This window comes from Propionivibrio sp. (genome assembly GCF_016790145.1).
Taxonomy (GTDB): domain Bacteria; phylum Pseudomonadota; class Gammaproteobacteria; order Burkholderiales; family Rhodocyclaceae; genus Propionivibrio.
The window spans coordinates 1-13873 of the sequence record NZ_JAEUOI010000119.1; the positions used below are offsets into that span (position 1 = coordinate 1).

Sequence of the window (13873 nt, forward strand, 5' to 3'; positions counted from 1 at the left end):
GGTCATCTCGTCGGCCTGCCGGCGTCCGATCCGCTTCGTCATGGATCATCGCATATTCCGGATGCCGCTGATCAGCTTCATTTTCCGGCACATGCGCGCCATCCCGATTGCGCCGGCCAGGGAAGATCCGGTGATGATGGAAGCCGCCTTTGCAGAAGTTGCACGCGCGCTGGCCGAGGGCGAACTGGTCGGAATCTTTCCCGAAGGGCGGATTACCGATAACGGCGAGTTTTACCCCTTCCGTCCGGGAATCCAGCGCATCGTCGGGCAAACGCCGGTGCCGGTCATTCCGCTCGCGCTGCGCGGCCTGTGGGGAAGTTTCTTCAGCCGCAAGGATGGGCCGGCGATGAGCAAGCCCTTGCGCCGCGGGCTGTTTTCCAAGATCGGTCTGGTCGCGGGCGCTCCTGTCGCAGCACAGGCGGCCACGCCGGAATACTTGCAGGCGCTGGTTGCCGAACTGCGCGGCGACTGGAAATAGGAACTGAGGAGAGGGTCATGTGGTTGCTTGGCATGCTGATCGGAGCGGCGCTGGGGAGTTTTGCCGGATTCTATGGTGCGCTGGCCGGCGGTTTGCTGGGGCTGGTGATCGGGGCACAATGGAAAAGCGAAGCGAAGGGTGAAGTGCCGGGGAAAAGTGGCGCGGCTGTGCCTGCCGCCGAGCAGCGCTTGCGCACGCTGGAAGCGCAAGTCGATTGGTTGCGGCGTGATTCGCTGGCGCTGCATGCCGAGCTGGCGAAGCTACGCGGAGAAGTAGATGTGGTCGAAGTCCCGGTGGCGACGGCACCTGCGCTCGAGGCCCTGCCCCTGGTAATGGATAGTCCGCCGCTGCGGCAAACTGCCGAGCCGGATGGGCTTGATGAATCGCGTGCCCGGGAAATACCACTGGCGCGGCAGGGCGTTGAGCCCTCATCGAGTGGCGAGGCGGGCGCCGGGTTCGACTCAACCGAAGAAAAACCTGTGGCGGCTGAAGCCGAAGCCCCCGCCTGGTGGTCGCGTCTGCTGGCCGGTAACCTGCTGGCGAAAATCGGCGTCGTTCTGCTCTTTTTCGGAGTCGCTTCCGGGTTGCGACTAGCCGCTCAACATGGACTGGTGCCGGTACCACTGCGTCTGCTGCTTGGTGCCGTCGGCGGTGTGGCGATGATCCTCTTCGGCTGGTCGCGCATGCAGCGCAGCGGGCTGCCTGAGCAAGCAGAGCAAAACACTCGGCGCCTGTTCGCGCTGGCACTGCAGGGTGGCGGTTTCGCCATCCTCTATCTGATCGTCTATTTCATGCTCGCGCGCTATGCCATGATTGGCGATACCGCTGCCTTCGCCGTTTTTGCTGCACTCGGTGTGGCGTGTGTCGTACTCGCCGCACGCCAGGATGGCGAACTGCTGGCCGTGTTCGGCATTGCCGGCGCGTTTCTGGCGCCGGTGCTGGCGGCTTCCGGCGGTGGCGAACCGCTGCTGTTGTTCAGCTACTTCGCTCTGCTCAACGCCTTCGTTCTCGGTGTTGGCTGGTTCCGTTCATGGCGCGCGCTCAATGTCGCCGGCTTCATCCTGACCCTGGTCGTCGGCATGAGCTGGGCCATCGATCACTACCGGCCGCTGCACTATCCGGTAACACAGGGCTTCGTGATTCTCTTTGTCGTCATGTACTCGGCAGCCTCGCCGCTCACCGCGCTGCTGCGTGCGCCGGGCTGGAAAGGCTGGGGCGAAGGGATACTCGTTTTCGGCACGCCGCTGGCCGGCAGTTTCCTGCAAGCCGCACTGCTCGGTGACAACCGATACGGGCTGGCGTGGAGCGCGCTGGCCGCCGCCCTTTATTATCTGGCGCTGTGGCTGCCGCTGTATCGTCGCCCCGAGCCGGAGATGCGCCTGCTTGAACGCAGTCATCTCGGCATTGCCATCGCCTTTCTCACGCTGGCCGTGCCGCTGGCCTTCGGAGCGCAGGTCACGTCGGCGCTGTGGGCGGTCGAGGGCGTTGCCGTGTTGTGGTTCGGTGTACGGCAGCAGCGGCGGCTGGCACAGGCTTTTGGTTCGGCCATGCAGTTGGCGGCGGGCGCCTACTTTCTTGATGGCCTGGCGGCACTGGGACACGCGCAGCCGGTGTTCAACGACGTATGCCTCGGCGGCATGTTGCTTGCCGCTGCCGGATTTGTCGGAGCCGTTCTGTTGCGGCGCTTGCCGCAACCGGTGCTGCCGGCAGCGCTGCTGCTTGCCTGGTCGCTGCTGTGGTGGTTCGGCACCGCGTGGGGCGAGATCGACCGTTTTGCGCCCTCGTCGATGCGTCTGCCGTTGATCCTGCTCTTTGCCGCGCTGTCCTTCGTTACCCTGGAATGCTACGGCGCGGCGAAAGCCTGGATGGCTCCACGTCGTGCCAGCATGCTGTTATTGCCTCTGATGCTCTGCGTCGCGCTGCTCTCGGTGCTGCGCGACGGGCATGCGCTGGCCGGCTATCTGGTGATTGTCCTGCCCAGCGCGCTCGCACTGCACTACTGGATTCTGGCGCGCCAGGAAGCCGTGTCAGAAATCGGGCCGGCCTGGCTCGGTTCAATGCGGCACGTGCTCACATGGTGGCTGCTTGTTGCCATTGCCGGCGCTGAACTGGCGTGGGTCGGGCAGCGACTGGCACCCGGCGTCAGCCTTTGGCCGGTGCTGGCCTGGGGTCTCGCGGCCGCCGCCGGATTGTGGCTGGCCGACTTCGGTGTGCGCCGCGACTTGTGGCCGTTTGCTGCCCATCCCGGCGACTATCGCGGCAGCGCCTGCCTGCCGCTGGCGATTGCCGCCGCGAGCTGGTCGCTGTGGGCCAACTTCAGCCATGCCGGTGGCGGCTCCGGCTTGCCGTATCTGCCCTTGTTCAATCCTTTCGACCTGACGCAACTGGCGGTACTTGCCGCCATCCATAACTGGCTCGGGCAGATGCGCGATGAGCCCTTGCCCGGCTGGGAGGCGACCGGACGCTTCACGACCTGGCCGGCGGTTCTCGGCTTTGTCTGGATCAGCACACTGGCGGCGCGCAGTGCACACCACTGGGGCGGGGTTCCGTTTACCGGGCACGCCTTGTTCCATTCGCCCCTGGTGCAAGGCCTACTCACTCTGTTGTGGTCGGCCGTGGCCATTGCCCTGATGATTCGTGCTACGCGGCAGGGCAGTCGCCAGGGCTGGTTCGCTGGCTTCGCGCTGCTGGCCGTGGTCGGCGTCAAACTGCTGGCCGTCGATCTGGCCAATTCCGGAACCGTGATGTGGACTGGCTCGCTGATCGGTGTTGCGCTGCTAGTGCTGGCCGCCGGCTACTTCGCCCCGGTCCCGCCGAAAGCGGCGGAGAACAGCGCAGGCGGGTAAAATACCGGGCATGCCAATCGAAACCCATAAACTGCGCGAACGCGTCGACCTTTATGAGAGGCTGATGCGCCTCGACAAACCGATCGGCATACTGCTCCTGCTCTGGCCGACGCTCTGGGCGCTGTGGTTCTCATCGCTCGGAAGCCCGGACTGGATGGTGGTCTGGATCTTCGTGCTTGGCACCGTGCTGATGCGCTCGGCGGGGTGCGTGATCAACGATCTTGCCGACCGCAATTTCGATCCACATGTGGAACGCACCAAAGAGCGCCCGCTGGCTTCTGGCAAGGTGTCGGCCAAGGAAGCGCTGATCCTGTTCCTGGTGCTGGTGATTTGTGCTTTCTGCCTGATATTGCCGTTCCGAAGCTGGTCTATCGTCGGCCTCTCGGCGGTGGCTTTGTTTCTTGCCGCCAGTTACCCGTTTACCAAGCGCTTTTTCGCCATCCCGCAGGCGTATCTGGGTGTGGCTTTCGGCTTTGGTATTCCGATGGCTTATGTCGCTCAGATCGACAGCCTGCCGACGGTGGCGTGGTGGCTGTTGCTGGCCAACGTCTTCTGGGCGATGGCCTATGACACCGAATACGCGATGGTCGACCGCGCCGACGATCTCAGGATCGGCATCAAGACGTCGGCCATTACCTTCGGCCGCTTCGATGTGCTCGCCGTCATGCTCTGTTATGCCATTAGCCTGGCGCTGATTGCCTGGGTTGGTTACCAGTTGCATAGGGGCTGGGTGTTTTACGCCGGGCTCGGCGTTGCCTCGGCGATTGCCGCTTACCACTTTACGCTGATCCGGCAGCGTGATCCGGCGCGTTGCTTCAAGGCTTTTCTGCATAACAACTGGATCGGTGCCAGCATCTTTGTCGGCATTGTGCTGGATTTCATGATGTCTCAAGGAGCGCTGTGATGCAAAAGTTTGTCCTGATATCGCTGCTGGCCTTTGCCGGAGCAGCGAGTGCTGCCGACGATGCACGTATTCTGGCCTCGCTACCGACACCGGCGGTTGAGGTTCTGCGCGACGAGATGCGGGCCAACATGCTTACCTTGAATGAAATACTCATCCTGGTCGCCGAGGGCAAGGTCAAGGAGGCTGGCATCAAGGCCGAGCAGGAACTCGGTGTTTCGTCCATGGGGCGGCATCGCGACAAGCCTTTTGCTGCCAGGCCGGGGCCGCACATGCCGCCGGAAATGCACGCCCTCGGCATGGAAGGCCACAAGTCGGCGAGCGAGTTCGCACGCATCGCGGCTAGCGGTGAGCGCAACAGGACGGTCGATGCGCTGCCTATGCTGACTTCGGCTTGCGTGAGTTGCCACGCCGTTTACCGAATTCGTTGATCGATATGAAATATCACGATCTTCGCGATTTCATCGCGCAACTGGAAAACATCGGCGAACTCAAACGTATCGGCGTCGAGGTCGATACCCGCTTCGAGATGACCGAAATCTGCGATCGCGTGCTGCGTGCCGGCGGTCCGGCGATCCTCTTTGAAAAGCCGAAAGGCGCATTGGGCAGCTCTTCGGTCCCGGTGCTGGCCAACCTCTTCGGCACCCCGCGCCGGGTGGCGCTGGGCATGGGGCAGGAGTCGGTCGAAGCGCTGCGCGAGGTTGGCAAGCTGCTCGCCTATCTCAAGGAGCCTGAGCCGCCAAAGGGCTTGAAGGATGCCTGGGACAAATTGCCGATCCTCAAGCAGGTGCTCAACATGGCGCCCAGGGTGGTGTCGTCGGCAGCGTGCCAGGAAGTGCTGTGGGAGGGCCAGGATGTCGATCTGTCCCGGCTGCCGATCCAGCATTGCTGGCCGGGCGACGTGGCGCCGCTGATCACCTGGGGGCTGACGGTGACGCGCGGTCCGAGCAAGACGCGGCAGAACCTCGGGATTTATCGGCAACAGGTGATTGCTCCGAACAAGGTGATCATGCGCTGGCTGGCGCAGCGCGGCGGTGCGCTCGATTTCCGCGACCATTGCCTGATGAATGCTGGTCAGCCCTTCCCGGTGGCGACGGTAATCGGCTGCGATCCGGCGACCATTCTCGCAGCGGTGACGCCGGTGCCGGACAGCCTCTCCGAATACCAGTTTGCCGGACTGCTGCGCGGGGGCAAGACCGAAGTGGTCAAATGCCTTGGCGAGTTGCAGCGCAAAGCCGATCTGCAGGTTCCGGCCTCCGCCGAGATCGTGCTTGAAGGGTTTATCGACCCGGCTGAAACCGCGCTCGAAGGCCCGTACGGCGATCACACCGGCTACTACAACGAGCAGGCGAATTTTCCGGTATTTACCATCGAGCGTATTACGATGCGCAGGAATCCGATCTACCACAGTACCTACACCGGCAAGCCGCCCGATGAGCCGGCGATGCTTGGCGTGGCCTTGAATGAGGTTTTCGTGCCGCTGCTGCAGAAGCAGTTCCCGGAGATCGTCGATTTCTATCTGCCCCCTGAGGGTTGCTCGTACCGTCTGGCGACGGTCAGCATCCGCAAGCAGTATCCCGGCCATGCCAAACGCGTGATGTTCGGCATCTGGTCTTTCCTGCGCCAGTTCATGTATACCAAGTTCATCATCGTGGTCGATGACGATGTGAATATCCGCGACTGGAAGGAAGTCATCTGGGCCATGACCACGCGTGTCGATGCCGCGCGCGATACGCTGATCGCCGAGAAAACGCCGATAGACTACCTCGATTTCGCCAGCCCGGTGGCCGGCCTCGGCAGCAAGATGGGGCTGGACGCGACCAACAAGTGGCCCGGCGAAAGCAGCCGCGTGTGGGGAACGCCGATCGTCATGGAGGCGGCAGTAAAACAGCGGGTCGATGAGCTGTGGCAGGATCTCGGGCTCTGAGTTATTGTTCAGCCATTCCTGAAGTTTTCTCCTGCAAAACAATTGGTTTCAGTCTAGGATGAATCGCCGGTACAGCGTAATAAAGCCCAGATGAACCAGCCCCTTTATTCTCCTCCACGCAGCAGACGCTTCAAACCCGTCGGCATTGCCCTGCTTTACGCGGGTTTCGGCGCACTGTGGATTGTCGCATCGGGCCTGCTGCTGACGATCAGTGTTGACGATCCTGTTCTGCAGGGAAGAATTGAACTGGCGAAGGGTTTGCTGTTCGTCGTGGTCACCAGCAGTCTGTTATATCTCGTGCTCAGACACATGCAAGACCCTGACCCTGGTACGGCCAGGCCCGAACTGAAAAGTCCTGAAACCTTGCAGCCGACCGCAGTGCGCTGGCGCCTGCTGGCTTTTGCTGTCCTGCTGGCGCTGGTGCCGCTGGCCGGTTTTGTCGTGACCCAAGTGCAGGGTCCGCAGCTCGAGCGTCAGGCCTTTGCCAATCTGCAGGCGATTGCCGATCTCAAGGCCAGCCAGATCGAGAATTGGCTCGATGAGCGCCGCAACGACGGAGTGACGATCATGTCCGTCCCGGGTTTCATCGAACAGGTGGCGGCTTTGCAGCAGGGGGGCGGAAGCGCGCTGCGCGACGACATTCGGTCGCGCCTGATCGCCTCACTGGACGCGGTGCAGTACTCCGACGCCTTGCTGGTCGATGTGCAGGGAAAGCCACTGATCGAAATAGGCTCGTTTCAACAGTTGCCGGCGCAGACGGCGGCGCTGTTACCCACGGCGCTGGCCAGCGCTCAGCCCCAGCACAGTGAAATATTTATCGAAGCCGATGGCGATCTGCACCTCGACCTCGTCATTCCCCTGCTTGGGGCTGAGCAAGGCGGGCGGCTGCCGGTGGGCGCCTTGGTTCTGCGCCTCAGGCCTGAACAATTCCTGTTTCCCTTTATCCAGCACTGGCCAACAGCCAGTGCCAGCGGTGAAACGTTACTGGTGCGCCGCGATGGCGATTCGGTTCTCTTCATCAACGAACTGCGTCATCGCCAGGGTCCCGGGCTGACACTGCGCTTGCCGATCAGCCGAACGGATTTTCCCGCCGCCGTTGCCGTCAGCGAGATGCGTTCCGGTTCGCGCCAGGGCAAGGATTATCGCGGTGTGCCGGTATTTACCGCCTATCGCCCGGTAAGCGGTACGAACTGGGTCATTGTCGCCAAGCTCGACCGTGACGAGGTGCTGGCGCCCTTGCGTGCACTGGCGTTCTGGGTCAGCCTGATTACCTTGCTCGCCATTGCCACCGTAGGCACCGTGCTGCTGTTGCTCTGGCGCCAGAGCGGCCGCAACCTGCAATTGGAGATGCAGGCGAAGTCGGACAGGCTGTTGCGGCAGTTTTACGATCTGCCTTTCATCGGTCTCGTGATCAGTTCGCCGGCGAAAAAGAGCTGGTTGCAGTGCAACGATCGCTTATGCGAAATTCTCGGTTATCCGCGTCGGGAAATGGTGCAGATGAGTTGGCAGGAGATGATCCATCCGGATGAACTGGCGGCCAATGGCGCCGAGTTAGAGCGGATTATCAGCGGCGAGTACGAGGGGCAAACACTGGAAACCCGTTTTCTGCGCAAGGATGGAGAGGCGGTATCCGTTGCCGTGCAGGTCAAGTGCGTGCGCAATGCCAGCAATGCACCAGAGTATCTTTACATTACGGTACAGGACATCACCGAGAGCAAGCTGGCCGAAGCGAAAATCCGTCGACTGACGAATATTTATGCCGCTCTGAGCGAGTGCAACCAGGCCATCGTGCGCTGTAGTACCCCGGAGGAGTTGTTTCCGCAAGTCTGTCGTTTTGCGGTGCACTTCGGCGGCATGAAGATGGCCTGGGTCGGTCTGCTCGACCCCGATACCCTGCGCGTTCAACCGGTTGCCAGCTTCGGCGAGGGGACGGCCTTTCTGAAGGATATGCAGGTTTCGGCCGATGCCGATAGCCCATTCGGGAAGGGTGCGACCGGCACCTCGATACGCGAACTTAAGCCGGTCTGGATCCAGGATTACCTGAACGACCCGCGAACCGTAGCCTGGCATGAGTGGGCGGCGCACGCCGGATTTGGCGCCGTGGCGGCGCTGCCGCTGACCCGCAATGAGGTTGCCATCGGTGCTCTGGTGCTCTATGCCGGCGAGGCCAACTCGTTTGAGGAGGATGTGCGCAATCTGCTGGCGGAAATGGCGCTGGACATCAGCTATGCGCTGACTTCCTACGCCAGGGAGGCTGAGCGCAGGCGGATGGAAGTGGCGCTGCGCGAGAGCGAGAGCCGTTTTCGCGATCTGTACGAAAAAGCCCCGCTGGCTTACCAGTCGCTGGATATCGCCGGTAACATTCTGGAGGTGAATGAGGCCTGGCTGGCATTGCTCGGGCGCTCGCGCGATGAAGTGATCGGGCACTTTATCGGTGATTTCCTGACCGATGTTTCGATCAGGACGCTGGAAAACGAATTTCCGAAGTTCCAGCAGGAAGGCCGGGTCGATGGACCCCTGTTCCATTTCGTTCACAAGGACGGATCGCAACGGCTGCTGATGGTGAACGGACAAATCAGCCGCGACAATGAGGGAAACTTCCTGCGTACGCACTGCATCATGAGCGATCTCACTGCGCGTCAGCAGTCAGAGCAGCAACTCAGGCTGGCCGCCCAGGTGTTTGAGCAAAGTACGGAGGGCATCATCATTGCCGATGCCCAACACAATATTGTGATGGTCAACCGGGCTTTTTCCATCATCTCCGGCTACAGCGCTGGCGAAGCGTTGGGACAGAATCCGAGCTTTTTGTCTTCTGGACATCATGACGCAAGTTTTTACCGTGACATGTGGAAGTCGATCCATACGCTCGGTCACTGGCAAGGTGAGTTGTGGAACCGCCGCAAGGACGGCAACATCTACCCGGAGCTGGTTTCGATCAGTCGGGTGCTCGATAGCGATGGCAGGGTGAGCCATTATGTCGGCATATTCAGCGACATCTCCGAGATCAAGATGAATGAGGCGCACATTCAGCGCCTGGCCCATTACGACGCGCTTACCGGCCTGCCGAACCGCAGCCTGCTGGCTGACCGCGTTGGTCAGGCCCTGAGCAGGATGGAGCGCAATAGCGAGTCACTGGCGCTGGTTTTCATCGATCTCGACCGCTTCAAGAATGTCAATGATTCGCTCGGGCATCGTATCGGCGATGAGTTGCTGATCCAGGTCGCCGAACGTCTGCAGTCGGGTTTGCGTGACGAGGATACGGTTTCACGCCTGGGCGGAGACGAGTTCATTCTGGTGTTGCCGGACACCAGTGCCGACGGCGCCGCGCACGTCGTAGAAAAGGTGCTGAATTCGGTATCGCTGCCTTACCGTATCGGGCCGCACGAACTGACCATCACGCCGTCGCTGGGTATCGCCATGTACCCCGCCGATGGCGAGACTTACGAAGCCCTGTCCATGTGTGCCGATGCGGCCATGTACCGGGCCAAGCAGAGCGGTCGCCATACCTTCCGTTTTTTTACCCGGGAAATGCAGGAACGTTCGGAGCGGACGCTACAACTGGAGAATGCCCTGCGCCGTGCTCTCGAACTCGATCAGTTGCAGCTTCACTTCCAGCCGCAGTTGTCGCTGGAAAGCAAGCGCATCATCGGGGTGGAAGCACTGCTGCGCTGGCAGCATCCGGTGTTGGGCCAGGTTGCGCCAGGCGACTTCATCCCCGTTGCCGAGGAAAGTGGTCTGATTCTGCCGATCGGCGAATGGGTTCTGCGCACGGCTGTACGCCAGATGAAGGCGTGGATGAACGCCGGTATGGCGCCAATCGTGATGGCCGTCAATCTTTCGGCGGTGCAGTTCCGGCAGGCCAAGTTGCCCGAACTGGTATCGAAAATTCTCAACGAGTTCAAGTTGCCGCCACCCTGCCTTGAACTTGAACTGACCGAGGGCGTGGCGATGGACGATCCGCTGGCCGCGATCGCCGTAATGAACGATCTGCATGCGCGCGGCATCCGCATGTCGATCGACGACTTCGGCACCGGCTATTCATCATTGAGCTACCTGAAACGCTTCAAAGTCTACAAACTCAAGATTGACCAGTCCTTTGTGCGTGAAATTTCATGCGATCCGGAAGGCGAAGCGATTGTCGAAGCCATCATTGGTCTGGCCCAAAGCCTGGGATTGCAGACGATTGCCGAGGGTGTGGAGACAGCGGATCAACGGGACTTCCTGCGCGAAAACGGTTGCCATGAAGTGCAGGGCTATTTCTTTGCCAGGCCGATGCCGGCCGACCAGTTCGAAGCCTTCGTACGCTCGTATCGTCAACCTGCGTAGACAAGGCACGGGCAACTGCTTGACCTTCAAGAGCATTAAGGCACCATGTCAAATGGACGTCCTTCCGGGTAACACCCGTTGCCCTTTGGGGCTTGTTGGTGAAGTCTTTATTGTTTTCAACAGGGCTGGTCGCGTCTGTAAGCACCGGGATGATTCGTCGTATCAGCGTTCCGCCACCCAGCGCAGCAGGGCATCCATCGCCGGTTTGCCGAGCCGGGACTTCGGGTCATTGATCAGAAAGACCACCACCCAGCGCTTGTCCTTGCTGTCCAGCGTATAGCCGGCAATCGCCCGCACGCCCTCCAGGTAACCGGTTTTCAGGTGGGCGCGGCCGCTGGCAGCGCTATTGCCGAGCCGCTTTTTCAGCGTGCCGTCGATGCCGGCGAGTGGCAGCGAAGACATCAGTTCAGGCATCACCGGGCTCTTCCAGGCGGCGAGCAGCAACTGGCCGAGGCCGTCGGCCGTGATGCGTTCGCTGCGCGAAAGCCCCGATCCATTGTCAAGCACCAGATCCGGCAGTTTCAATTCCTTGTCGGCCAGCCACGTCTTGATGCGCCGGCGAGCGCCTTCCGGTGTGGCCGGGCGCTCGGCAGCGAGGGACAGAAATACCTGGCGGGCCATCACGTTATTGCTGTATTTGTTGATTTCACGCACGATTTCGCCAAGTGGCGGCGATTCCTGAACGGCCAGCGGCTGGGCGGCTGCCGGCGTCAGACCCTCGCGCACCTTGCCGTGCAGGGTGCCGCCGAGTTCGCGCCAGAGCGATCGGAAAAGCCGCTCGACCTGCACGTCAGCCGACCACGGAGACAAGTGCAGCGCCTTGTCGCCGCAGTTGGCCGAGAGGCTGCCGCTGAGTTCAATGCTCTCGCCAATGACCTTCGGCCGGATTTTTTCGCGCCAGTCTCCACACGCGTCCTGTGTCAGCAGCAGACGGTTGTCGATGCGCAGGCCGCTGCTCGGTGTTTCAGTGATCACACTGACCGATTTCTGCTCAATGTCCGGGTGCAGGGTCAGACGCAGGCTCTTGAGATTGACCAGCAGGGCATCCGGGCCAGCGTTGTAGGGTCGCAGTGGCTCGTTGTCGAATTCGGCCGGGTCGTGTATCGGCAGGGCAAAGGCGCTGCGGTCGAGCACCAGGTCACCGCTGATGGCGCTGACGCCGCGCGCGTTCAACTGGCGCAGCAGCAGCCAGAACTGCTCAAGCGCAAGACGCGGGTCACCACTGCCGCGCAGATAAAGAGAACCTTTCAACTGGCCATTGAGGGGCAACGCGTCGGACAGCGCCTCGGTCTTCCAGGTATAGGCCGGGCCCAGTAGTTCAAGCGCGGCGTAGGTGGTGACCAGCTTCATCACCGAGGCCGGGTTCATGGCCTGCTGGGTGTTATGACGAACAAGTGCTTGCTCGGCGTCGACGCCGTGCACGACAACCGCGATGCTGGACAAAGGAATTCCCGCCTCCTTCAGCGCTTGGGTAACTGAAGGCGGCAATTCGGCACTCAAAACGTCGTGAGGTGACGCTATTAAAACCAGAAGTGTTGTCAGCAGGAAGAAGCAGCGATTTAGCCGCAAGCGCTTGGATAGTTGTGCCATGGTTTTGCGATGCATGTAATATGTTTATTGAAACAGTAACCAGGAACCCATCGAGGGCGTCATGAAAGAGCAACGTCGACATCAGCGAATCCGCTTCAACAGCCTGCCGTTAATGCGTATCGGACAATTCGGATTCGCCGGAAAGGGGCAATTGGAGAACCTTTCCCTCGTCGGAATGATGCTGCGCACCGAGTTGCCGCTGAAGGTGGGTAAAGCATTAGGCTGCGAATTTGCTGTATTCGATTCTCCCCTCATTGATCTGTCTACCGTTGTGGTGAGCAGAATCGGTAACCTGTATGGTGCCCGTTTTCAGGCGGGTCCAATCAGCGAATGGCTAATTCAGGAAGCGATTGACAATGCCCTGACCCTGGGCAAGGCCTCGGTGCTCAGTATAAATGAACTGCAGGGCCGCAAGGTGATGCGTATTGCCGGCGGGCTGAACGCTGGTTTGCGTAACGACTTCATGCACAGCCTGACCAAAATGGGCGTCGATGAGATGGATCTGTCCGGGGTGACCGAGATCGACAGTGCCGGCATTGAACTCTGCCGGATTGCCGTTGACCAGCACCGGGTGGGCATCGTGCGACCCTCGTCCTGCGTGCTTGCCGTGATGGCGGCTTGAATTGATTGGTATTTCCATGAAGTTTGGCTAACCTGGAGCAGGTCAAATGCTTGATCGCCTGAAGCTGAGAACAAAAATTGCCTTGCTGGTTATGGCGGCATTATTGGGGCTGGTCAGTCTGGTGGTTTTTTCGACGATCGGCATGAAGCGAGATCTGCTTGATGGGCGCAAGGAAGTCATCCAGTCCGTGCTCGAAGGCACGTACGCCACCCTGTCCGCCTACCAGGCGCAGGAAGCTGCCGGCACACTGACCCGTGAGCAGGCGCAGAAGGCGGCGGCTGAAGCGATTGGCATGGTTCGCTACGGTGGCAAGGACGGAAAGACGGAATACGTGTACTCCTTCACCACTGAGGGGGTAGGTATCTACCATGTCATCAAGGAACGCATCGGGCAGAACATGCTCGAAAAGATCAAGGATGCCCAAGGTAACTATACCTGGAAGGATATCCTGGCAGCCGTCAGACAAAGTCCGGGCGGCGCCTACCTGACGACCTTTACGGCGCGCCCCGGCCAGAAGGACGCCGTCGAGAAACTGGGCTACGTCAAACTTTTCGAGCCGTGGTCGTGGGTGATCGGCACCGGTGTCTACGTCGATGATATCAATGACGAGTTTCAGAAGCGGCTGCTTGTTGACCTGGCCGTCGCGGGACTGCTGATTACCCTTATCGCCGGTCTCGGGTTTGTCATTGCGCGAGGGGTTTTACGCCAGGTTGGCGGTGAGCCGTCTGCGGCCATTGGCTTCATGTCGCGTGTCGCCGCAGGCGATCTGACGGGCACACTGCCTGAAGCGCCGAAAGGCAGCATGCTGGCCTCGATGGGAGATATGGTGGGCGCGATCCGCACCATGGTTTCGGAAATCAGCCAAAGTTCGACCCGGCTTACGAAGGGCGCGGAAAGCATCAGTACAGCTTCGCGCGAAGTGGCCATAGCCTCCGAAAGGCAATCCGATGCCACACAGACGATGGCCGCCGCGATCGAAGAAATGACGGTCAGCATCAATCACATTTCCGACAGCGCAAAAGATACCCAGGAGAACTCGCTGACCTCGGTCAGCCTGTCCGAGGATGGCTATGGACGGGTTGAGACGGCCACGCATGAAATCAAGGAGATTGCAACGCGCGTCAGCGACGCCTCCGGGCGCATTCGCAAGCTGGAGGAACGCGCCAACCAGATTTCCTCGATC

The 13873-nt window shown here is 60.7% G+C and carries 9 protein-coding genes; 8 read left to right on the plus strand and 1 reads right to left on the minus strand.

What is annotated here, in order from left to right; all coding sequences use genetic code 11:
• The 6 genes from JNM42_RS10520 to JNM42_RS10545 all read left to right on the plus strand — a co-directional run.
• Positions 1-478, plus strand: a 478-nt coding sequence (locus JNM42_RS10520) for a 1-acyl-sn-glycerol-3-phosphate acyltransferase (RefSeq protein ID WP_294269197.1), incomplete at its 5' end; no start/stop codon positions are given.
• 17 nt (positions 479-495) lie between these two features.
• Positions 496-3324 (plus strand): DUF2339 domain-containing protein, encoded by a 2829-nt coding sequence (locus tag JNM42_RS10525; protein ID WP_294269200.1) that lies wholly within the window; start codon positions 496-498, stop codon positions 3322-3324.
• A 10-nt stretch (positions 3325-3334) separates the two neighbouring features.
• Positions 3335-4228 carry a 4-hydroxybenzoate octaprenyltransferase gene (ubiA, locus tag JNM42_RS10530; protein ID WP_294269203.1) on the plus strand — a complete coding sequence of 298 codons (894 nt, stop codon included), beginning with the start codon at positions 3335-3337 and terminating at the stop codon, positions 4226-4228.
• The gene (locus tag JNM42_RS10535) at positions 4228-4656 is read left to right on the plus strand and encodes a cytochrome C (protein WP_294269206.1); all 429 of its coding nucleotides are present in this window, start codon (positions 4228-4230) and stop codon (positions 4654-4656) included. The genes ubiA and JNM42_RS10535 overlap by 1 nt, the downstream gene beginning before the upstream one ends.
• 5 nt (positions 4657-4661) lie before the next feature.
• Positions 4662-6152, plus strand: a complete 1491-nt coding sequence (gene ubiD / locus JNM42_RS10540) for a 4-hydroxy-3-polyprenylbenzoate decarboxylase (protein WP_294269211.1) — start codon at positions 4662-4664, stop codon at positions 6150-6152.
• Between the two features lie 90 nt (positions 6153-6242).
• Positions 6243-10478, plus strand: a complete 4236-nt coding sequence (locus JNM42_RS10545) for an EAL domain-containing protein (RefSeq protein WP_294269214.1) — start codon at positions 6243-6245, stop codon at positions 10476-10478.
• 162 nt (positions 10479-10640) lie between these two features.
• Here JNM42_RS10545 and dacB read toward each other — a convergent pair whose 3' ends face one another.
• Complete coding sequence (gene dacB / locus JNM42_RS10550; RefSeq protein WP_294269217.1) at positions 10641-12068, minus strand: D-alanyl-D-alanine carboxypeptidase/D-alanyl-D-alanine-endopeptidase; 1428 nt, start codon at positions 12066-12068, stop codon at positions 10641-10643.
• 61 nt (positions 12069-12129) lie between these two features.
• On the opposite strand from dacB, the gene JNM42_RS10555 reads away from it, so the two are divergent.
• Together JNM42_RS10555 and JNM42_RS10560 are read left to right on the plus strand one after the other, a co-directional pair.
• Positions 12130-12690 (plus strand): PilZ domain-containing protein, encoded by a 561-nt coding sequence (locus tag JNM42_RS10555; RefSeq protein WP_294269219.1) that lies wholly within the window; start codon positions 12130-12132, stop codon positions 12688-12690.
• A 46-nt stretch (positions 12691-12736) separates the two neighbouring features.
• Positions 12737-13873: methyl-accepting chemotaxis protein (locus JNM42_RS10560; RefSeq protein ID WP_294269222.1), on the plus strand; the 1137-nt coding region annotated here is incomplete at its 3' end.